The organism is Streptomyces sp. NPDC048389 (assembly GCF_040706335.1).
Taxonomy (GTDB): Bacteria; Actinomycetota; Actinomycetes; order Streptomycetales; family Streptomycetaceae; genus Streptomyces.
Window position 1 is genome coordinate 40,829 of sequence record NZ_JBEZKP010000025.1, and the last position, 21,534, is coordinate 62,362.

The window sequence follows — 21,534 nt, forward strand, 5'->3', positions numbered from 1 at the left end:
TCTGTGGCTTCTGCACTTCGTGCGACACGGAGGTACCTTTCGCGGATACGCGGAGCCTGAATTCACTCCCCGGTACCCCCTACCACAGGAGCCACACTCCTCCCGGTATCAACAAGCTTCGACCGGCTGCCCGGCAATGAGGTGATAGGCCGCTCGGATGTCGAGGAGCAGCGGCACCAGTTTCCGCTGCGACTGCCGCAGCGGCACGACGACGCCGTCCCCGTCCGGTCGGGAACGCACTCCGTGCAGGGCGAGTTCGTCGCCCACGTCGGCGAACTGCGCGGCGTCGAGCCGGTAGCCGCAGGGCGGGTCCTGGAGGGTCTCGTCCGGTGCGGGCGGATCGTTGTCCGCGCCGCCGAGGTGGACCGCCCCCCGGTCCTCGAAACCCGCCGCGCGGGCGGCTGCCGTGACCGCCTCGGTCCGGTCGCGCCGCTCGTCCGCGTAGGCCAGCAGCCCGCCGAGCGCCACGAGCTGACTGTCGACGCGGCGGCGCTTGTTGAGGGCGGGATCGGCCCGCTCGTCCTCGCCGAGGGCGTCGGCGCGGCTCTCGATGAGCAGGCCGATCGCGTTCTTGACGCCGGACGCATTGCGCAGGATGCGTTCCTGGCCGTCACCCGCTGTCTGCTTGAGGGGCTCGCCGGTGACCGGGTCGGTCCAGATGCCGTACGTACCGGTGCTGTAGCCCGCGAGGCCGGCGGCCGGGCGGACGTAGGAGGCCGAGAGCGTCCGCGCCTCGTCGTGCACACGGGGGTCGGTGTTGAGGTTGCGCGGCCACAGGTCGAACAGGGCCTTGTCGTAGTACGGCGGTGTGGCTCCGTACTCGTGCAGGTCGTAGACGACGTCCGGACGCTCGTCACGGACGGCGGCGGCGAGCGCCCGGCCCTCGGCCGTCCTCAGCGCCATGTGGTCGCGGTTGATGTCGACCCCGTCCGCGTTGCCCCGGGTGTCCGCGGCCCGCCCGTCGGGGTTGGCCGTCGGCACCACCATCACGTGCATACGGGACATCAGCCCGCGGGCCCCGCCGCCCCGGGCGAAGGCAAGGTCCCGGATGGTGGTCAGGCACGCCTCGCGGCCCGCCGGTTCGTCGCCGTGCTGAGCGCAGATCAGGAGCACGGTGTGGGGCGACCTTTCGTTCCCCAGGTGGACGAGGTGCAGCGGGCGGCCCTGCTTCGTCGTGCCGAGGCGCTCGTACGACATCCGGCCGCTGCCCCGGTCGACCGCGGCGAGGAGGGCCCGCTCCTCCGCCTGAGTGGTCCAGCGTTCGCCCCTGGTCGTCTCGAAGCCGGTACGGGGCACGGTGTGGGCCGCCCGCGCGTTCCCGGTGAGCAGAGGCACGGCGAGCGCTGCGGCGACGGCCGTGAGCACGAGCGTACGGGCGCGGACGCGGATGCCGGCGCCGGCGCTGGGTCTGGGGCTGGGGCTGGCGCTGGGGCTGGGGCTCATCGGCTGCTGCCTCCGGGAGTCGGGCGGATCGGACGCGGCTCGGCGACTCCGCGCAGCGGGAGCCTGCCCGTTCCGGGCCCGCCCCGACAAGGCCGCCGGTGCACGGGCGCGGGCGGCCTTCGCCGGACCCGGACTACGGGGGCGTCGGCACACAGAACTCGTTGCCGTCGGGATCGGCCATCGCCACCCGGCCGGCGGGCGCCGGAATGGAAGCGCTCTCAGACTCCTGACCGGGCAGATATCCTGTCGGTGTCAGATCATGTCGCCGACCGGCGCACTGGACCACGACCGGAGCAGACGAGGAGCGTCTCACGTGCCGGAGCAGACCGCTGGGACCCGCCCCACCCTGGAGGCCGTCGCGGCGCGCGCGGGTGTCTCCCGCGCCACGGCCTCCCGGGTCGTCAACGGCGGTGCGGGGGTGCGCGCGCCGCTGGTCGACAAGGTGCGCCAGGCGGTGGAGGAGCTCGGCTACGTGCCGAACCACGCGGCGCGCACGCTGGTCACGAGGCGCAACGGCGCGGTCGCCGTGGTCATCGCCGAGCCCGAGATGCGGATCTTCTCCGACCCGTTCTTCGAGCAGCAGGTGCGTGGGATAAGCCGTGAGCTCACGGCGTACGACTCCCAGCTGGTGCTGCTGTGGGTCGAGGGCCCGGGAGACCACGACCGGATCGCCCGCTACCTCGGCGGCGGGCACGTCGACGGGGCCCTCGCGTTCTCCCTGCACGACGACGACGAACTGCCCGCGCTGATCGGCAGGACGAAGATTCCCATGGTCTTCGGCGGGCGTCCGGCCCCCGGCTCCGATCTCACGGTCCCGTACGTGGATGCCGACAACCGCGGCGGCGCCCGGGAGGCCGTTCGCCATCTCGTCTCGCGAGGCTGTGTGAACATCGCCCACATCGCGGGGCCGCGCGACCAGACCTCGGCGCAGGACCGGACCGAGGGCTATCACGACATCCTGGTGGACGCCGACCCCGGCCTGTGCTGCCAGGGCGATTTCACGCAGGAGAGCGGCGCGCGGGCGATGGCGGAGCTGCTGGACCGCCGCCCGGACCTCGACGGGGTCTTCGTCTCGAACGACCTGATGGCGTCGGGTGCGCTGCGCACCCTGCGGGAGCGCGGACTGCGGGTGCCACAGGACGTGGCCGTGGTCGGCTTCGACGACATGGCCTCGGTCGTCGGCACGACGGACCCGGCGCTGACCACGGTGCGCCAGGACATCGAGGGGATGGGGCGGCTGATGGTCCGGCTGCTGATGCGGCTGCTGAACGAGTCGGGCGGCGCCGCCCCCGCGTCCGTGATCACCCCCACCACGCTGGTGCGGCGGGCATCGGCCTGACGCCGGTGCCCGCCGCACGTGCGGTGTCGCGATGGTGAGCCGCGAGCCGCCGGCTCCGGCCTCTCAGCTCCTGGCCGGGGGCGGCTCACGGCTCCGGTCTGTCAGCTGTAGGGGATCACCAGGACGGACTTGTCGGTGCCGGTCTGCAGCTTCGATGTGCCGTTGCCGATGGCGCTCCACACCTCGAGGCGTACGGTGCCGCCGGCCAGGTCGCCCGGCATGCCCGTGGCCGCCTTGAGGCCGCGTGCCTGTGTGTACTCCTCCCAGCCGGTGACCGGGTCGGTCGCGAAGTAGTGGTAGGTCTCGGTCCGGTCGAAGCTCCCGTCACCGGTGAAGTCGTAGCTGATACGGGCCTGCTGGCCGAGTCCGACCGCGCTGCCCGCGTCCACCTGGAGCCGGAAGGCGGTCGTGGCGCCCGGGGCGAGCGTGCCGTTGACGCCGCGGACTTCGTAGACGAGCGGCTGGTGGGGGGTGCCGTCGTGGTTGGCGCCGCCTGCGGAGGCGATCGTGTCGCTGACCGCAGTGCCGCCGGTCGCCGTGGTCAGGGCGCCGCCGCTGCGCAGCTGGAAGGTGTTGCCGGTCGGCGGCTCGGGGTCGGGGTCGGGGCCGCCGCCGGTCCCGGTGCCGCTCGCGGTGGAACGGGCGGGTACGGAGAGGGTCTTGCCGTCGGAGAAGGTGACGGTGCGGGCGGTCGGGCCGTGGTTGTGGGCCGCGTAGGTGCGTGTGGTGCCCTTGGTGAAGACCGCGGAGGTGGGGAGGTCACCGGTCACGGTGGCATCCGGGGCGCCGAGGGTGTCGAGGGTGTTGATCCAGTGGTAGGTGTGCGCCTTCGACTCGCCCTGCTCGGGGGTGTAGCCCGCGTGGCCCGCGTCCCATTTGGCCTTGGCCGCGCCGGGGTCGGCGAAGGACTGGAACTCCCAGAGGATGTCGCGCCATTCGACGGCCGGGCCGCCGTTCTCGCGCTCCATCTCGGCGATGTTGCGCCGGATCGCGGCCTTCTCGCCGCCGAGGTGCAGGGACCCGCCGGTCACGGGGAGGACGTTGATGCCGTGGATCTCCTCCGGGTTGGCGGTCCACCAGGTGGCGTAGGCGCCGCCGCTGCCCCACACCATGCCCACCGTGTCGTGGCCGAAGGAGGAGGGGAAGACCTGCTCGTCGGCGTCGAACCAGTACTGCGCGATCGACTCGGACTCGGTGGTGAGCAGATAGGCGCCCAGGTCGCGCAGCGAGGTGTCACCGGTGGCGGAGCCCCACAGGACGAGGGCGGCGCTGAGGTTGGTGGACTCGGAGGACGACTCCTGGTTGTTGCCGGCGGCGAAGCCCTGGTGGCCGGAGGCCCAGCTGTGGCCGGCGTAGACGTCGAAGCCGCGCAGGAAGGGGAAGGCCGTGTCGGTGCGACTGGGGTTGGCGGCGTCGCGGACGAGGGTCTTCACCATGCCGCCCCAGGCGGAGTCGGCGGCCCACGCCCGGTCGTACTGGGCGACGATCGCCGCCGCGTAGACGTAGTAGCTGTAGTGGAAGTGGTGGTCGTTGAGTTCGGTGTCGCTGCCGTAGGAGGCGGGGTAGCCGGTGAGGGTCTTCCAGTCCCTGTCGTAGCTGAACTCGTTGGCGCCTCCCGCCGTGAACCAGTCCTGCAGCTTGCCCTTGATCAGGCCGAGGAGCCGGTCGCGGGTGCCGGTCTCGCCGATCTGTTCGGCGACCGGTACGAGCTGGGCGAGGCGGCCGAGCGCCTTGCCGGTCCAGTAGGTGTCGGAGGCCCCGGAGAAGGGGTCGGAGGCGTTCACGACCTCGTTGAGGTAGCCGCGCAGCCGGGCGGTGTCCACGCCGCTCGACTTCGGCAGCGCCGGCAGCACCGCGGCGGCCTTCTGGCTGGTGGTGAAGGAGGCCGACTCGCGGACCTTCATGGTGCCGCGGGGGGAGACGTAGGTGTAGGAGGTGAGCGGGTCCGTGGTGTTCAGCCACTGGTGGCGGTAGAGGGCCTGGAGCGCGCCGCGCTCGCTGCCTTCCTCCGCCTCGGTGGTGAGCCGGTAGGTGGCCCTGACGGTGCCGCCGCTGTAGCTCCAGGTGGCCTGGGAGCCGGTGACGAAGCTGTAGGCGTAGTTCCGGTAGGTCGCGAGCGCGCCGGTGGACGGCAGCACGGCGACGGAGAAGTAGTCCTTTGACCCGAGGCCGGCGGTGATGGTGGAGCCGGAGACGTTCCAGTCGCTGCCGGAGGGCGCGAAGAGGGCGTAGTGGTGTCCGGCGACGGTGATGCCGAGGACGTTGCCCTGGTCGGCGAAGACGGCGGGCGCGCCGGCGGTGGTGATCTGCGCGTTGCCGCCGGAGCCCTTGGCGTACACGAACGGGGAGCCGTGGCCGATGGTGGTGCGCAGGGTGCGGGCGCCGTCGGACCAGTAGGGGGTGACCGTCCAGTCGGACCAGTCGTCGGCCTTGGTGTCGGGAGAGTTGAGGCCGGTCAGCCCGATGGTCAGGTCGCGCTTGTGGGCGTACTCGTACTGGCGGCCGTCGCCGACGATCGCGGGGTTGGTCGGGTAGCCGACGTCGAGCCCGCCGGACGTGGCCTGGTAGGTGAGGGGATGGCCGTACATGGGGGTCGAGTACGGGTTGTCGCCGTAGCGCTGGAAGGCGAGGGAGGACCACCAGTCGTTGGTGGGTACGGGCCGGTTCCGCGCGGCGGCGGTCACCTTGGGCGTGACCGGGGTTCCGGTGTTGGTGGTGGGGCCCGACGTACCGGCGGGGCGGGTGTCGGAGTAGCTGCCGGAGCCGACGGGGACGGTGGCGGCGGCCGCCGGTGCGGCGGCCGGGCCCAGGCCGACGGTGGCCAGGGCTGAGGCCAGGACCAGTACGGTCGCCGGCCTGGTGCGGGGGGCTGGCATGCGGCACCTCAAGTCATCACGGGACGGGTGGCTGAGAGCGCTCTCAGATGGCCGAAACGTAAAACCCCTGAAACACGGGTGTCAATACATCGCACACAGCGGGCAGTTGGGCTCGAGTCCAAGCCGTTACGCCTTCGAGTCTTGACGAGGCGCGCACCGGCGGGGCACTCTCCAAGCGCATGTTTGAGAGCGCTCTCAAGCGCTCGTCCCACCCCGAAGCCAAGGGAGGCTTCCCATGCCCATAGCCAGAGCCGCCAAAAGGGCCGCCGTCCGCCTCGGTGCAGTCGCACTCGCCGGGACACTGCTCGCCGCCTGCGGATCCGGTTCGTCGGACACCGCCTCCGACGGCGAGGGCGGGAAGGTCACGCTCACCGTCGACCTCTTCGGTTCCTTCGGCTACAAGGAGGCCGGGCTCTACGCGGAGTACGAGAAGCTGAACCCGGACGTCACGATCAAGCAGACCGACACCGAGGACGAGGCCGACTACTGGAAGTCGCTCCAGACCCGGCTGGCCGGCGGCGGCGGTCTCGCGGACGTCCAGGGCATCGAGGTCGGGCGGATCGCGTCGGTCACCCGGCAGCAGTCCGACAAGTTCGAGGACCTGACCAAGTACGGCGCGGACAAGCTGAAGAGCCAGTTCGCCGAGGCCAAGTGGGCCGCGGCCACCACCGAGGACGGCAAGGTCCTGGGCCTGGGCACCGACGTGGGTCCCGAGGCGATGTGCTACCGCACCGACCTGTTCAAGCAGGCGGGCCTGCCGACCGACCGCGAGGAACTCGCGAAGAAGTGGTCGACATGGGAGGGCTACCTCGAGCTGGGCAAGCAGTACAAGGCCAAGGCGCCCGCCAAGAGCGCCTGGCTGGACAGCGTCGGCAGCCTCTTCTCCATCATGATCGGCCAGGAGGAGGAGCGGTACTACGACGCGTCCGGCAAGCTCATCTGGGAGACCAACCCGGCGCTGAAGACGGCGTGGGACACCTCCGTCAAGGCGGCGGAGAGTGATCTGAGCGCCAAGCTCGACCAGTGGTCGCCCCAGTGGAACCAGGCGTTCGCCGCAGGCTCCTTCGCCACCATCCCCTGCCCCGCCTGGATGCTCGGCTACATCAAGGGCCAGGCCGGAGACAGCGGCAAGGGCAAGTGGGACATCGCCAAGCTGCCCGGCGGCGCCGGCAACTGGGGCGGCTCGTACCTCTCCGTTCCGCGCGCGGCCAAGCACAAGAAGGAGGCGTACGAGCTGATCCAGTGGCTCACCGCTCCCGAGCAGCAGGCCAAGCTCTTCCAGAAGCAGGGCAACTTCCCCTCCTCCACCGGCGCCATCGAGAAGGTCGCGGACGCCACCGACCCGTACTTCTCCGGCGCGCCGATCGGCCAGATCTTCGGTGACGCGGCCAAGGAGGCCCCGGTCCAGGTCCTCGGCGTCCACGACCAGAACGTCAACCAGCAGATCACCAACGCGCTGAACGAGGTCGAGCGCAAGGGCATCTCGTCCGAGAAGGCATGGGGGAACGCCAAGAAGGGCGTCGAGAACACCATCGGCTGACGCCCGCCGCCTCTCGTGCGGACCGTCCACACGGGGTTCGTGAGGCCCCGCCCGATCCGAACGAGAACCCCCAGCCCCTTCGGGCCGGTCCGTCGTCACTCGACCCCCCGCACCGGACCGGCCCGAAGGCCGTCCCTTCCGGATCGGACACCTCGCCTGATCCGGAGGGCGCGGCCCGGGGCCCGTACGTACCGGCTCGCCCCCGCCTTGTACCGCCACGCCCGGCAGCCCCGTACCGCACCGCCGCCCCCGCACCGCCCCGTACCGCCTCCCCCCGCAGCCCCCGCCCGGCACCGCCGCTCCCGCAACGACTCGCCTCGTACCGCCCGTACCGCGTACCGCCCGTACCGACTCGCCCCGAAGGGCCGCCCCGTGACCCTCACCGCTACCGCGAAGCCGGAGCCGAAACCGGAGCCGAAACCGGTCTCGCCGCCCCGGCCGCCGGCCGTGCGACGCGCCTGGCGCAAGCTCTCGCCGTACGCCTACATCGCCCCGTTCTTCACCCTGTTCACCGCCTTCGGGCTCTTCCCCCTGATCTACACGGCGTTCGTCTCCCTCTACCGCGTGGAGCTGCAGACCCCGGGCGACATGGAGTGGCGCGGACTGGGCAACTACACCGCGCTGCTCGGCGACGAGTTCTTCTGGACCGCGCTGCGCAACACCTTCACCATCGGCGTGCTCTCCACAGTGCCGCAGCTGGTGATGGCGCTCGGCCTGGCGCACCTGCTCAACTACCGCCTGCGCGGCCGCACCTTCCTGCGCACCGCGATGCTCCTGCCGTACGCGACGTCCGTGGCGGCCGCCACGCTCGTCTTCGCCCAGCTCTTCGGGCGTGACTTCGGGCTGATCAACTACGTACTGAGCCTGGTCGGCATCGATCCGATCGACTGGCAGACCGGCACCGTCGCCTCGCAGATCGCCGTGTCCACCATCGTCATCTGGCGCTGGACCGGCTACAACGCGCTGATCTACCTGGCGGGCATGCAGTCCATCCCCTCCGAGCTGTACGAGGCGGCGGAGGTGGACGGCGCCTCCCGGTGGCGGCAGTTCTTCCATGTCACGCTGCCGGGGCTGCGCCCCACGATCCTGTTCACCGTGGTCGTCTCGACGATCGGCGCGACGCAGCTCTTCGGTGAGCCGCTGCTGTTCGAGGGCTCCATCTCCGGTGGCATCTCGCACCAGTACCAGACGCTCGGGCTTTACATGTACGAGCAGGGCTGGGGCTTCTTCCACCTGGGGCGGGCCGCCGCCATCGCCTGGGTGATGTTCCTGCTGATCGTGGTGCTCGTCGGGGTCAACGCCCTGATCGCGCGCCGCCGTGCCCGCAAGGAGGCCGGCCGATGACCGCGCTGGGCCCTGTCCAGGAGCTCGCCGCCCCGCCGGCGAAGCAGCCGGCCGACCGGAGCCGGAAGGAGGCGCGGCCCCGCCGCCGCAGGTCCGGCGCGGGCCGCACGACCAAGGGCGGCAAGCTCGCCTACGCCATCCTGATCGCCGCCTTCCTCGTCTCCGCGTTCCCGTTCTACTGGACGATCGTCGCAGCCAGCCGCTCCAACGCGGACCTGGCGAAGGTGCCGCCGACGCTGCTGCCCGGCCCCAACCTGTTCCGCAACTTCGAGGCGGTGATGGAGGAGGCGGACATCGGCAAAGCGCTGCTCAACTCCTTCGTCGTCTCGGGCTCGATCACCGTCGGCACCGTCCTGTGCTGCACGCTCGCCGGCTTCGCCTTCGCCAAGCTGCGGTTCCGCGGCCGGGGCGCGCTGCTCGCCGTCACGGTCGGCACGATGATGATCCCGCCGCAGCTGGGCGTCATCCCGCTGTTCATGCTGATCGCGGAGCTGCAGTGGGTGAACCAGCTGCAGGCGGTGATCCTGCCCGGTCTGGTCTCCGCGTTCGGTGTGTTCTTCATGCGCCAGTACCTGGTGCAGTCGCTGCCGGACGAGCTGATCGAGGCCGCCCGTGTGGACGGCGCCTCCACCGCCCGCATCTTCTGGTCGATCGTGGTGCCCGTCGCACGGCCCGGCATGGCCGTCCTCGGCATGCTGACGTTCATGGCCGCCTGGAACGACTTCTTCTGGCCGATCGTCGCGCTCTCCTCGCAGAACCCGACCGTCCAGGTGGCACTGCGCCAGCTCGGCGGCGGCTATGTGCACGACCAGTCCGTGATCATGGCGGGCACACTGCTGGGCACGCTGCCGGTGCTGCTGGTCTTCGGCCTGCTCGGCCGGCAGATCGTCGGCGGCATCATGCAGGGCGCGGTCAAGGGATAGGCCGTGTCCGGTTCCCGATCCGCCGGACACGGCCTCGCCTTCACTCTCCTCGCTCGACGTCTCACCTCTGGGAGTTCCACCTCATGACCGCGCTCGACGCACGCCCCGAGACCACCACGACGCTCCGGTTCCCCACCGGATTCCGCTGGGGCACCGCCACCGCCGCCTATCAGATCGAGGGCGCGGCCGCCGAGGACGGCCGTACCCCGTCCATCTGGGACACCTTCAGCCGCATCCCGGGCAAGGTCCGCAACGGCGACACCGGTGACATCGCGGCCGACCACTACCACCGGATGCGTGAGGACGTCGCCCTCATGCGCCGGCTCGGGGTCACCGACTACCGGTTCTCGATCGCCTGGCCACGGGTGCAGCCGACCGGCCGCGGGCCCGCCGTCCAGAAGGGCCTCGACTTCTACCGCCGGCTCGTCGACGAGCTTCGGGACGCCGGCATCCGGCCGGTGGCCACGCTCTACCACTGGGACCTGCCGCAGGAGCTGGAGGACGCGGGTGGCTGGCCGGAGCGGGAGACCGCCCGGCGGTTCGGCGAGTACGCGGGCATCATGGCCGAGGCGCTCGGTGACCGGGTGGCGACCTGGACGACCCTCAACGAACCGTGGTGCGCCGCCTTCCTCGGCTACGGCAACGGGGTCCATGCCCCCGGCCGCACCAGTCCGCTCGCGTCGCTGCGCGCCGCCCACCACTTCAACCTGGCGCACGGCTGGGCCGCGCAGACCCTGCGCGCCGCGCTCCCGGCGGGCGCGGAGATCTCCCTGACCCTCAACCTCCACGCGGTTCGGGCCCACACCAACTCGCCCGCCGACCTGGACGCGGCCCGCCGTATCGACGCGGTCGGCAACCGCGTCTTCCTCGACCCGGTCTTCCACGGCCGCCTTCCGGAGGACCTGGTACGGGACACCGCGGCGGTCACGGACTGGTCGTTCGTGCTGGACGGCGACCTGGAGGCGGCGTCCACGCCGATCGACTCGCTGGGCATCAACTACTACTCCCCCACCGTCGTCGCGGCGGGCTCCTCCGAGTCGCCCTCGCCGTGGGCCGGCGCCGAGGAGCACGTACGGTTCCTGCCCGCTCCCGGCCCGCGCACCGCTATGGACTGGCCGGTCGACGCGAACGGCCTGCACGAGCTGCTGATCCGGCTGCGCGACGACCTGCCGGGCGTGCCGCTGGTGATCACCGAGAACGGCGCGGCGTACGACGACTACGCCGATCCGTCCGGGGCGGTCCACGACCCCGAGCGGGTGGCCTATCTCCACGCCCATCTCTCGGCCGTGCACCGGGCGATCGGCGAAGGCGCGGACGTACGGGGCTACTTTTTGTGGTCCCTGCTGGACAACTTCGAATGGGCGTACGGCTACAGCAAGCGGTTCGGCATCGTGCACGTCGACTTCGCCACCCAGCGCCGCACCTTCAAGGACAGCGCGCACTGGTACGCGGACGTCATCGCGCGCGGCGGCCTGACCTGAGCCGCTTCACCCGCTGAGCCCCGTCCGTCCCCGCCGCGAGGCGCGCCCGCTCCTTCCGGCGCGCCTCGCGGGCGAGGGGCAGGTAGCGCAGCCGCTCGGGCAGTACGGGCACCACGGCCCGTACGACCCGGGCGAAGCGCCGCAGCCTGCGCTCCTGCGCACCGGTCCAGGGCAGGCCGATGGCCTCGCGTGCGTCCGGCGGCATCAGCCCGATGGTCATGAACCGGCGGAAGCGGGCCAGCGGCGGGCGCAGCACCGGCCACAGGGCGCGCAGCACCAGCCGCAGGGGCAGCGGCCCTCGGTCGGGCGGGGGTACCGGCTGGCCGACGTCCACCAGCTCCCGTACGACGACGGTCGCCTCCAGCTCGTCGGCCAGCACCTTGCGGTAGTACGGCCAGAACTCCTCGATCGTCTGCGGCATGTCCCGGTCGTGGATGCCGAGTATCCGGCCGACCTGGAGCCACTCCGCGTACAGCTGCCGCTCCTCGGCATCGGTGAGTTCGCGCACCAGGTACCTGGCGGCATGCCGGTACACGGGGAAGCCGGTGGCATGGACCCAGGAGTAGTAGGCCGGGCTCAGCGCGTGGTAGCGGCGGCCGTGCGCGTCGGTGCCCTGGATGGTGCGGTGCAGTTCGCGGAGCCTGCGGCCCTCCGCGGCGGCCGCCTCGCCACCGTAGATCCACAGCTGGAGCGAGCGCAGGGACCTCTCGCCCCGGCCCCAGGGGTCGGTGCGGAAGACGGAGTGCTCGTCGACGCCGGCGGCGACGGCGGGGTGGGCGACCTGCATGGTGAGCGCCGCGGGCAGCATCAGCAGGGCGCGGATGTCACCGGCGAGGCCCCAGAGCACGCCTCCGGGCGGAGGCGGCAGGGGTTCGTCGTCGGTTGCCCTGCTCATCGGTCGTCTCCCTGGAGGGTGCCCGGTCGGTCGGTCACCTTCCAGTATGCGACCTGCGGCGGAGCCGCCCCGGCGGCCCTACGCCGCAGCGAGCGCCACGAACGCGGCCCACTCGTCCCGGCCGACCCGCAGCGCGGGCCCCTCACCCGCCGCCTTGGAGTCCCGTACGTACACGCCGTCGCGGCCGGTGGCCACCTCCACGCAGTCGCCGCCGTCCGATCCGCTGTAGCTGCTCTTGAACCAGGGGAGCCCGTCCACGCTGTCGGCCACCTGCTCCACGCTCATGTCTCTCCAACCATCCGTTCGATGAGCCGCGCAGACTCCTCGACGTTCAGGGCTGCGACCGCAGCTTGCCATAGCGCAGGCCGAAGGCGCTGACCTCGGCAGCATCTTGCACGACGCACCCGACTCCCTGGGACTCGAAGTACCCGAAGTGCCGGTGTTCTTTCGACTCCACGACCACGAACGGGCCGTTCTTGCCGGGATGAAACCCGCGGCCCGCAGGCATAACCTGAAGCTCGACATTCCTCAACGCTCCGACCTCCAGCAGCCGCTGCCACTGCGCACGCATGATTTCCACATCGCCCACCGGATCGCGCAGCGCCTCCTCGCCCACGATGAACGACAGCTCCGCCAGCGGCACCCGTGTCAGCAGCTTCTGGCGACTCAGCCGAGCCTCCGTATGCTGGTCCACGGTCTCGTCGCTCAGAGGCGGGCAGTGCCCCGCGAACACCGCCCGCGCATACGCCTCCGTCTGCAACAGGCCCGGGACCAGCAGCGGATCGTACGAGAAGCGGCTCAACACCTCCGCCTCGATGAGCGCGAAGTTCCGGAAGAACTGCGGCAGCTTCGCCCGGTCCACGTCGTCCTGGAGCACCTCCAGCACGCCCCGCGCCTCCAGCACCCGGTCCGCCGCCGCCGTGAAGGTCGCCTTCGCCGGCCGCCGGCCCTGCTCGACCGAGGCGACCTGCTCCAGCGAGTAGCCGATGGCCTCCCCGAGCGCCTGCTGGTTCAACCCCGCCCGCTTCCGCAGGTGTTGCAGCAACCGCCCGTAGGCCGACCACGCCCCCGGCAGCTCGCTGCCCTCCCTGCTCTCGCCCGTACGACTGTTCCGCGCGTCCCGCACCGCTCTCACGCCCTTCCGTCCCCGAGTTCACCCCGCTCGCACCGCAGCGCACGCCAACCCCGTTGCGCTCGGCCAGGGTTCAACGGGGCCGGCGATCCCCGGGACACGCCCGCCGACCCGTACACGGGCCGTACAGACCCGTACGCCGACCGTCTCGTGCACCGGGTTACCTTGTCGTGGTGGCGGCCTCCGCCAGGACGCGGGCGAGTTCGCGGGGGCGGGTGGCCATCGGCCAGTGGCCGGAGTCGAGGTCCACGTACTCAAGGCGGGTGGCGCGGGCCAGCTCGGGACTCTCACCGGCAGCGATCCACTCCTCGGCCTGGGCTGGGGTGAACTCGGGGCAGACAACAACAACGGGGACGTCGAAGCGGCGCTCATCGGTCAGGCGTACGAGTCCCCGGGCGACCGCCTCGGGGACGGGAATGGCGGCGGACGCGACGCGGTCCCGGGTTGCCTGGTCCAGGTCGGCGGCGTCCGCGCCCTCGAAGGGGGCCCAGCCCGGGAAGGGCATGGCGCCGTCCTCGATCGCGAAGTGATCGGCGTAGGCCCGCCCGTCGGCGGCGGGGAAACCACCGATCAGGACGACCTTGGCCACCTTCTCCGGTCGCGCGTCGGCAGCCAGCCAGGCCAGGCTCGATGCGGCGGAGTGCCCCACCACCAGGGGCTTTCCGGGAGCCGCGTCAACCGCGGCGAGCACTGCTTCCCGCTGGTCGTCAAAGGTCGCAGAGGCGGCGCCGTCACCCTGGCCCGGCAGGGTGAGCGGCACCGGACGGTGGCCGAGCGCGGTGAGTTCGGGCACCACGTCGTCCCAGACGGATCCGTCGAGCCACAGGCCGGCGATGAGCAGAATGTCCACGGTGCTTCTCCCGAAGATGAGTCGGATCTGGCTGCCGGCACGCTATCGGGAGGCTCTGACACCGGGCCGGGTCACGCCGAGGGCCCGGCGTCCGGCCCCGCCAGGTGGCGGGCAGGTGCCCGGATAGCCTGCTCCGCATGACGGACATCGTGATCAGGTCCGCCGTCGCGGACGACATCCCGGCCATCGTGGCCATGCTCGCCGACGACTCGATGGGAGTGGACAGGGAGTCCCCCGACGACCTGGAACCCTGTCTGGCGGCGTACGAGCGGCTGCGCGACGACCCGCACCAGCACGTGATGGTGGCCGAGCGCGCCGGAACGGTCGTCGCCACTCTGCAACTGACCATCGTGCACGGTCTGTCGCGTCGCGGCAGCACCCGCTCGATCATCGAGGCGGTGCGCGTGCACACGTCGGAGCGGGGCCGGGGGCTCGGGCAGCGGTTCGTCGAGTGGGCCATCGAGGAGTCCCGCAAACAGGGGTGCCGACTGGTCCAGCTGACCTCCGACGCCTCCCGTGCCGACGCTCACCGGTTCTACGAGCGGCTCGGCTTCACCGGCTCCCACATCGGGTTCAAACTGCCGCTCGGTCCCTGATCGTGAAGTCGGGTACAGAAACCCGGCACCTGACCATTACCAGAAGGTAACTACGGCTGATTTGATGTGCGGCGCCGGTCCCCCGACCGGAGGTAACCCCCCCACCACGAACGGGAGATCCAGTGCCGCATCCCCAGCTTCGCCGTGCCTCCGGCGCGGCCGTGTCCGCCGCCCTGTCCGCCGTGCTCGCCGCCACCGCCCTGGCGGGCACGGCGCCGACGGCGGCCGCCGCACCGACCGACGGGACGCCGAACCTGAAGGTCCTGACCTACAACGCGTTCCTCTTCAGCAAGACGCTCTACCCCAACTGGGGCCAGGATTACCGGGCCGCGGCCATAGCCGCGGCGCCGTTCTTCCAGGGCCACGACGTCGTGGTCCTCCAGGAGGCGTTCGACAACTCCTCCTCGGAGGCGCTGATGCAGGCCGCCGCCGACCAGTATCCGCACCGCACGCCGGTAGTGGGCCGGAGCAGGAGCGGCTGGGACGCGACGGGCGGCTCGTACTCGGCGACGACACCGGAGGACGGCGGGGTCGCCGTCCTCAGCAGATGGCCGATCGTCCGCAAGGAGCAGTACGTCTACAAGGACGCGTGCGGCGCGGACTGGTGGTCGAACAAGGGCTTCGCCTACGCCGTCCTCGATGTGAACGGAACCCGGGTGCATGTCGTGGGCACCCACGCGCAGTCCACGGATCCCGGCTGTGACGCGGGTGAAGCGGCCGAGATGCGCGGTCGTCAGTTCCGTGCGATGGACGCCTTCCTGGACGCCAAGGACATCCCGGCCTCCGAGCAGGTCGTCGTGGCGGGCGACTTCAACGTGGACTCGCACTCCCCCGAGTACACCTCGATGCTGGCCGACGCCGGTCTGGTCGGGGCCGACGCGCGCACCGGCCACCCCTACTCGTTCGACACGCGGGACAACTCGATCGCCGCCGACCGCTACCCGGACGACCCGCGCGAGGACCTGGACTTCGTCCTGCACCGGGCGGGGCACGTGAAACCGTCCGGCTGGACCAATGAGGTGATCAAGGAGCGGAGTGCGCCCTGGTCGGTCTCGAGTTGGGGCACCACCTACACGTACACGAATCTGTCCGACCACTATCCGGTGATCGCCTCCGGCCAGTAGGCGCGAGCCGCCGACGGTGGCCCTGACGTTCCTGTCAGGGCCCTGCCAGATTGGGTCCACGCTCCGGACTGGTCCGGTCCACATTGCCGTCAGGCGATCCCCCCACACGGACTCGCACGAAGGAGAAGCCCCCATGAGACGCACGCTCCGCGCGCGCATCTGCCTTCCCGCCCTGTTGGCCCTGACCACCGTCGGACTCGGCTCCGCCACGGCCGCCGCCGACACTGCGGGCGCCGGCGGCAACCCCCACCCCGGCATCACCGCGTTGCCCGCCCAGTACTCCCTGCACACCGCGCTCGAACGCGACCTCGGCGACCGCAGTGCCGGTTCCTACCTGGACGCGGAGAGCGGCGAACTCGTCGTCACCGTCACCGACGCGGAGGCCGCCGAGGAGGTACGGGCCACCGGCGCCCGCGCCGAGCTCGTCGAGCGGAGCATGGCCCAGCTGAGGGCCGCCATGGACACCCTGGAGTCCAGGGCGAGGATCACCGGCACGTCATGGGGCATCGACCCGTCGGCCAACAAGGTCGCCGTCGAGGCCGACAGCACCGTCTCCGCGGCCTCGATGGCGAAGCTGCGGAGCGTCGCCGTACCGCTCGGAGACGCCGTCAGCATCAAGCGCGTCCCGGGCGCGTTCAAGAAGGAGGTGGCGGGCGGCGACGCGATCTACGGCGGCGGCTACCGCTGCTCGGCGGCGTTCAACGTCTCCGACGGCACCGCCCGTTACCTTCTGACCGCCGGCCACTGCACCAATGCCGCGAGCATCTGGTCCGCCACCTCGGGCGGCCCCGAGATCGGCACCCGCACGGGCACCAGCTTCCCGACCAACGACTACGGCATCGTCCGCTACACCGACGGCTCGCAGCCCGCGGGCGACGTCGACCTCTACAACGGCAGCCACCAGGACATCACCGCCGCGGCCGACGCGATCGTCGGCCAGTCCATCCGCAAGAGCGGCTCCACCACCGGGCTCACCAGCGGCACGGTGACCGCGGTGGACGTCACCGTGAACTACGGCGACGGCCCGGTCCACGATCTGGTCCGCACCACCGCCTGCTCCGCGGGCGGCGACAGCGGCGGCGCCCACTTCGCCGGCTCCACCGCGCTCGGCATCCACTCCGGCAGCGCCGGATGCACGGGCAGCAGCGGCTCCGCCCTCCACCAGCCGGTCAAGGAGGCGCTCGCCGCCTACGGGGTCGCCGTCTACTGACCGCACGCCCTCGGGGCCGGCGTCCACCGACCGCACGCCCCCGGACCGGCTCCGCGCAGAGCAGGGCGTGCCCGCTGTGCCGGGCACGCCCTCGATCTCGGAACGATCCGCACTCGATCTCGGAACGATCCGCCACCGACTGCGGAGCTCGATCGCCCCACGCCTTTCACAACACTGGTGAGACAGCAATACTGTTGCACCAGTGGTCCAGCAGCAAGGAGAGTCATGGCGACCGGGACCGAGGAGCCGACGCTCACCGTCGACGAACTGGCCGCACGCGCCGGGGTCACCGTGCGCACCATCCGGTTCTACAGCACCCGCGGACTGCTGCCGCCGCCCGTGATCGGTCCCCGCCGGGTCGGGCACTACGGCGGCGAGCACGTCTCCCGGCTGGCCCTGATCGAGGAGCTCCAGCACCAGGGCATGACGCTCGCCGCGATCGAGCGCTATCTGGGGCAGTTGCCCGCCGACCTGAGCGCGCAGGATCTGGCGATCCACCGGGCGCTGGTCGCCTCGTGGGCGCCGGAGTCGGCAGAGGAGGTCGGCCGGGAGGAACTGGAGCGCAGGGCGGGCCGGCCGCTGTCGGACCAGGACGTCGGCCGACTGGCCGCGATGGGCGTCCTGGACCGGGCGGGCGCGGACGCGTACCGGCTGGACGGCGGTCTCCTGCGGCTGGGCGTGGAGCTGCTGGACGTGCCGATCGCGCACGAGACGATCCTCGCTTCCCGCACGGTGCTGCTGGAGCACGCGTGGGCCGCGGCCCAGGACCTGAGCCGGCTCTTCCGTGACGAGGTCTGGGGACCCTACCGTGAGCGCGAGTCGGATCCCGACCATGTGGCGGCCATGAAGTCGCTCTCCGCCCATATGCAGCCGATGGTGATCCAGGCCCTGGTGACGGCGTTCCAGCGGTCGCTGCGGGAGGAGCTGCGGGCGGCGTTCACGGACGAGGAGCGGTAGCGCAGCCGTGGGAGCGACGTAAACGCGTTGCCCGGGCCGTGGTGGTGCGCGAGGGTTCCAGCCATGTCCGACAAAGGAACCCGCCCCGCGCGCAGCGTCCATGACCTCTACTCCCAGGGGCGGCTGACCACGATCCCTCGCAAACCGGCCCGCCGTGAGCAACTGCTCGTACACCTCGCCGGGACGCTCTTCGACGACGGCCGCGACTACACCGAGCGGGAGGTCAACGACGCGCTGCGCACCGTGCACGACGACTGTGCGGCGCTGCGGCGCTACATGGTGGTAGCGGGCCTGCTGACCCGGACGAAGGACGGCGGCAGCTACCGGCGTGGCCGGTGACTGCCGCCGTCGTGGCGGTCACGCCTCACACATCACGCCTCACGCGTCGGTGAAGACCTCCCCCCGCTCCGCCTTCTCGACCAGCAGCGCGGGCGGCTGGAAGCGCTCGCCGTAGCGCTCGGCCAGTTCGCGGGCGCGGGCCAGGAAACCGGCCGGGCCGCCCTCGTAGCCGTTGATGTACTGCAGGGCGCCGCCGGTCCAGGCCGGGAAGCCGATGCCCATGATGGAGCCGATGTTCGCGTCGGCGACCGAGGTGAGGACGTTCTCCTCGAGGCAGCGGACCGTGTCCAGGGCCTCCGAGAAGAGCATCCGCTCCTTCATGTCGTCGAACGGGACGTCGGCGTCCGCGTGGGCGAAGTGCTCCCGCAGCCCCGGCCACAGGCCGGTGCGCCTGCCGTCCTCGTCGTAGTCGTAGAAGCCAGCCCCGCCGCTGCGGCCGGTGCGCCCGAACTCGTCGACCATCCGGTCGATCACCGAGTCGGAGGGGTGGCCGGCCCAGGTGCCGCCGGCCTCCTCGATTGCCCGCTTCGTCTCGTTGCGGATCTTCCGAGGCAGCGTGAGGGTCAGCTCGTCCATCAGGGACAGCACCTTCGCCGGGTAGCCGGCCTGCGCGGCCGCCTGCTCGACGGAGACGGGGTCGACGCCCTCGCCGACCATCGCGACGCCCTCGTTGATGAACTGCCCGATGACCCGGGAGGTGAAGAAGCCGCGGGAGTCGTTGACGACGATCGGCGTCTTGTTGATCTGCCGGACCAGGTCGAAGGCGCGGGCCAGCGCCGTCTCGCCGGTGCGCTCGCCCTTGATGATCTCCACCAGCGGCATCTTGTCGACGGGCGAGAAGAAGTGCAGCCCGACGAAGTCGTCCGGCCGTGAGACGCCTTCCGCGAGGACGGTGATGGGGAGCGTCGAGGTGTTGGAGCAGAGGAGTGCGTCGGGCTCGACGACGTCCTGGATCTCCTGGAACACCTTGTGCTTGAGCGCCGTGTCCTCGAAGACGGCCTCGATCACGGCGTCGCAGCCCGCGAGGTCCGCGGCGTCCGCGGTAGGCGTGATCCGGGCGAGCAGTGCGTCGGCCTTCTCCCGGGTGGTACGGCCCCGGGACACCGCCTTGGCGCACAGGTTCTCCGAGTAGCCCTTGCCCTTGGCGGCGGCCTCGGCGGAGACGTCCTTGAGGACGACGTCCATCCCGGCACGGGCACAGGAGTAGGCGATGCCGGCGCCCATCATGCCGGCGCCGAGGACGGCGACCTTGCGCACGCGGCGCGGCTCGATGTCCCGGGGGCGGCTGCGGCCGGCGTTGACGGCCTGCAGGTCGAAGAAGAACGCCTGCATCATGTTCTTGGCGATCGCGCCGGTGACCAGCTCGGTGAAGTAGCGCGCCTCGATGACCTGGGCTGTCTCGAAGTCGACCTGTGAGCCCTCGACGGCGGCCGCGAGGATGTTGCGCGGCGCCGGGTAGGGCGCGCCGGCGGTCTGCTTGCGCAGGTTCGCGGGGTACGCGGGGAGGTTGGCGGCGAAACTCGGGTTCGACGGAGTGCCGCCGGGAATCTTGTAGCCCTTGACGTCCCAGGGCTGCTGGGACTCCGGGTTGGCGTCGATGAAGGCGCGGGCCCTGGCGAGCATCTCCTCCTCGGTGGCGGCCACTTCGTGGACCAGGCCGTTCTCCAGGGCCCGCGCCGGGCTGTACTGGGTGCCCTGGAGGAGCACCTTCAGCAGCGCGTCCGCGATGCCCATCAGCCGTACGGTGCGGGTGACGCCGCCGCCGGCCGGGAGCAGTCCGAGGGTGACCTCGGGCAGGCCGATCTTGGAGCCGGGCGCGTCGAGGGCGATGCGGTGGTGGCAGGCGAGGGCGATCTCGTAACCGCCGCCGAGGGCCGCGCCGTTGATGGCGGCGACGACGGGCTTGCCGAGGGTCTCGATGCGGCGGAGGGCGCGTTTGATGCCCATGCCCGCCTCGAAGACGAACCGCGCGTCGTCCGGTCCGGCCTTGATCATCTCCTTGAGGTCGCCGCCCGCGAAGAAGGTTTTCTTGGCGGAGGTGAAGATGATGCCGCGGATGGAGTCCTGCTCGGCCTCCACGCGGTCGGCGACGGCCGCGATCGAAGCCTTGAACGCCTGGTTCATGGTGTTGGCGGACTGGTCCGGGTCGTCGAGGACGAGGGTGACGACACCGGTCTCGTCCTGTTCCCAGCGGATGGTGGTGGGCTCGCTCATGGTGATGGCTGCTCCGTAAGGCGGAAGGGCGGAAGAGGACGGGGTCAGAGGCGCTCGACGACGGTGGCGACGCCCATGCCGCCGCCCACGCACAGGGTGGCGAGGCCGTACCGCTTGTCCTGGCGCTCCAGTTCGTCGACGAGGGTGCCGAGGATCATCGCGCCGGTCGCGCCCAGCGGGTGGCCCATGGCGATCGCGCCGCCGTTGACGTTGACCTTGTCCAGGGACAGCCCCATGTCCTGGGCGAAGCGCAGGACGACGCCGGCGAACGCCTCGTTGATCTCGACCAGGTCGATGTCGTCGATGGTCAGACCCGCCTTGCCCAGTGCCTTGCGGGTGGCGGGCGCGGGGCCGGTGAGCATGATGGTCGGCTCGGAGCCGGAGACGGCGGCGGAGACGATCCGGGCGCGCGGGGTCAGGCCGGCCCGCTCGCCGGCCTCCTTGGAGCCGACGGCGACGAGGGCGGCGCCGTCGACGATGCCGGAGGAGTTGCCCGCGTGGTGGACGTGGTCGATCTTCTCGACCCAGTGGTACTTCTGCAGGGCGACGGCGTCGAAGCCGCCGACGTCGCCGATGCCGGCGAACGAGGGCTTGAGGGCGGCGAGGGAGTCGGCGGTGGTGCCGGGCCGCATGTGCTCGTCGTGGTCGAGGACGACGAGGCCGTTGCGGTCGCGGACGGGGACGACGGAGCGTTCGAAGCGCCCGTCCTTCCACGCCGCTGCCGCCCGCTCCTGGGACATCGCCGCGTACTCGTCGACGTCGCGCCGCGACCAGCCGCCGAGGGTGGCGATCAGGTCGGCGCCGATGCCCTGGGGGACGAAGTTCGTCTCGAAATTGGTCATCGGGTCCGCGAACCAGGCACCGCCGTCGGAGGCCATCGGCACCCGGGACATCGACTCGACGCCACCGGCGAGGACGAGGTCCTCCCAGCCGGAACGCACCTTCATGGCGGCCAGGTTGACGGCTTCGAGGCCCGAGGCGCAGAAGCGGTTCTCCTGCACGCCGGCGACGGTGTCGGGCAGTCCGGCGGCGATGGCCGCGATGCGGGCGATGTCGGATCCCTGGTCGCCGACCGGGCCGACGACGCCGAGCACGATGTCGTCGATCGCGGCCGGGTCCAGGCCGGGGAAGCGGGCCTGGATCTCGTGGATCAGTCCGACGACGAGGTCGATCGGCTTGGTGCCGTGCAGGGCTCCGTTCGCCTTGCCGCGTCCGCGCGGGGTGCGGATCGCGTCGTACACGTACGCTTCGGTGCTCACCTTGTCAGCCTT

At 71.2% G+C, this 21,534-nt stretch carries 18 protein-coding genes; 10 read left to right on the plus strand and 8 right to left on the minus strand.

Annotated features, from left to right (window positions below; genetic code table 11):
• Nucleotides 1-108 precede the first annotated feature (108 nt).
• Nucleotides 109-1,443 (minus strand): M14 family metallocarboxypeptidase, encoded by a 1,335-nt coding sequence (locus AB0903_RS18800; protein WP_366704106.1) that lies wholly within the window; start codon nt 1,441-1,443, stop codon nt 109-111.
• Nucleotides 1,444-1,756: 313 nt separating this feature from the next.
• Here AB0903_RS18800 and AB0903_RS18805 point away from each other — a divergent pair, with 313 nt between their 5' ends.
• Nucleotides 1,757-2,782, plus strand: a complete 1,026-nt coding sequence (locus AB0903_RS18805; protein WP_366704108.1) for a LacI family DNA-binding transcriptional regulator — start codon at nt 1,757-1,759, stop codon at nt 2,780-2,782.
• A 101-nt stretch (nt 2,783-2,883) separates the two neighbouring features.
• Here the strand turns inward: AB0903_RS18805 and AB0903_RS18810 are convergent, their stop codons facing one another.
• The gene (locus tag AB0903_RS18810) at nt 2,884-5,658 is read right to left on the minus strand and encodes a glycosyl hydrolase (RefSeq protein ID WP_366704110.1); all 2,775 of its coding nucleotides are present in this window, start codon (nt 5,656-5,658) and stop codon (nt 2,884-2,886) included.
• Nucleotides 5,659-5,893: 235 nt separating this feature from the next.
• Here AB0903_RS18810 and AB0903_RS18815 point away from each other — a divergent pair, with 235 nt between their 5' ends.
• From AB0903_RS18815 to AB0903_RS18830, 4 genes are all read left to right on the plus strand, one after another.
• Nucleotides 5,894-7,198, plus strand: coding sequence for an extracellular solute-binding protein (locus tag AB0903_RS18815; protein ID WP_366704112.1), 1,305 nt, complete (start codon nt 5,894-5,896; stop codon nt 7,196-7,198).
• 372 nt (nt 7,199-7,570) lie between these two features.
• Nucleotides 7,571-8,542: a sugar ABC transporter permease gene (locus tag AB0903_RS18820; RefSeq protein ID WP_366704114.1), complete on the plus strand. Its 972-nt coding sequence runs from the start codon at nt 7,571-7,573 to the stop codon at nt 8,540-8,542.
• Complete coding sequence (locus tag AB0903_RS18825; RefSeq protein WP_366704116.1) at nt 8,539-9,465, plus strand: carbohydrate ABC transporter permease; 927 nt, start codon at nt 8,539-8,541, stop codon at nt 9,463-9,465. Before AB0903_RS18820 ends, AB0903_RS18825 begins: the two co-directional genes overlap by 4 nt.
• A gap of 83 nt (nt 9,466-9,548) precedes the next feature.
• On the plus strand, nt 9,549-10,946 hold the full coding sequence (locus AB0903_RS18830; RefSeq protein ID WP_366704118.1) for a GH1 family beta-glucosidase: 1,398 nt from the start codon (nt 9,549-9,551) through the stop codon (nt 10,944-10,946).
• Here AB0903_RS18830 and AB0903_RS18835 read toward each other — a convergent pair.
• The 4 genes from AB0903_RS18835 to AB0903_RS18850 form a co-directional block, all read right to left on the minus strand.
• Nucleotides 10,921-11,841 (minus strand): oxygenase MpaB family protein, encoded by a 921-nt coding sequence (locus AB0903_RS18835; RefSeq protein WP_366704120.1) that lies wholly within the window; start codon nt 11,839-11,841, stop codon nt 10,921-10,923. The two genes, AB0903_RS18830 and AB0903_RS18835, sit on opposite strands and share 26 nt — an antisense overlap.
• Nucleotides 11,842-11,919: 78 nt before the next feature.
• Nucleotides 11,920-12,126 (minus strand): DUF397 domain-containing protein, encoded by a 207-nt coding sequence (locus tag AB0903_RS18840; protein ID WP_366704122.1) that lies wholly within the window; start codon nt 12,124-12,126, stop codon nt 11,920-11,922.
• Between the two features lie 46 nt (nt 12,127-12,172).
• On the minus strand, nt 12,173-12,856 hold the full coding sequence (locus AB0903_RS18845; RefSeq protein WP_366704124.1) for a DUF5753 domain-containing protein: 684 nt from the start codon (nt 12,854-12,856) through the stop codon (nt 12,173-12,175).
• A gap of 277 nt (nt 12,857-13,133) precedes the next feature.
• The gene (locus AB0903_RS18850) at nt 13,134-13,823 is read right to left on the minus strand and encodes an alpha/beta hydrolase (RefSeq protein ID WP_366704126.1); all 690 of its coding nucleotides are present in this window, start codon (nt 13,821-13,823) and stop codon (nt 13,134-13,136) included.
• Nucleotides 13,824-13,960: 137 nt separating this feature from the next.
• Here AB0903_RS18850 and AB0903_RS18855 point away from each other — a divergent pair, with 137 nt between their 5' ends.
• From AB0903_RS18855 to AB0903_RS18875, 5 genes are all read left to right on the plus strand, one after another.
• Entirely contained in the window at nt 13,961-14,419 is a 459-nt protein-coding gene (locus AB0903_RS18855) for a GNAT family N-acetyltransferase (RefSeq protein ID WP_366704128.1), read from the plus strand.
• A gap of 122 nt (nt 14,420-14,541) precedes the next feature.
• Nucleotides 14,542-15,543 carry a sphingomyelin phosphodiesterase gene (sph, locus tag AB0903_RS18860; RefSeq protein ID WP_366704130.1) on the plus strand — a complete coding sequence of 334 codons (1,002 nt, stop codon included), beginning with the start codon at nt 14,542-14,544 and terminating at the stop codon, nt 15,541-15,543.
• 133 nt (nt 15,544-15,676) lie between these two features.
• Nucleotides 15,677-16,753, plus strand: a complete 1,077-nt coding sequence (locus AB0903_RS18865) for a S1 family peptidase (RefSeq protein ID WP_366704132.1) — start codon at nt 15,677-15,679, stop codon at nt 16,751-16,753.
• A 225-nt stretch (nt 16,754-16,978) separates the two neighbouring features.
• Nucleotides 16,979-17,710 (plus strand): MerR family transcriptional regulator, encoded by a 732-nt coding sequence (locus AB0903_RS18870; RefSeq protein WP_366704134.1) that lies wholly within the window; start codon nt 16,979-16,981, stop codon nt 17,708-17,710.
• 63 nt (nt 17,711-17,773) lie between these two features.
• Nucleotides 17,774-18,049, plus strand: a complete 276-nt coding sequence (locus AB0903_RS18875; RefSeq protein ID WP_366704136.1) for a DUF2087 domain-containing protein — start codon at nt 17,774-17,776, stop codon at nt 18,047-18,049.
• 39 nt (nt 18,050-18,088) lie between these two features.
• Here the strand turns inward: AB0903_RS18875 and AB0903_RS18880 are convergent, their stop codons facing one another.
• Nucleotides 18,089-20,263: a 3-hydroxyacyl-CoA dehydrogenase NAD-binding domain-containing protein gene (locus AB0903_RS18880; RefSeq protein ID WP_366704138.1), complete on the minus strand. Its 2,175-nt coding sequence runs from the start codon at nt 20,261-20,263 to the stop codon at nt 18,089-18,091.
• A gap of 44 nt (nt 20,264-20,307) precedes the next feature.
• Nucleotides 20,308-21,522 carry an acetyl-CoA C-acetyltransferase gene (locus AB0903_RS18885; RefSeq protein WP_366704140.1) on the minus strand — a complete coding sequence of 405 codons (1,215 nt, stop codon included), beginning with the start codon at nt 21,520-21,522 and terminating at the stop codon, nt 20,308-20,310.
• Nucleotides 21,523-21,534: the final 12 nt, after the last annotated feature.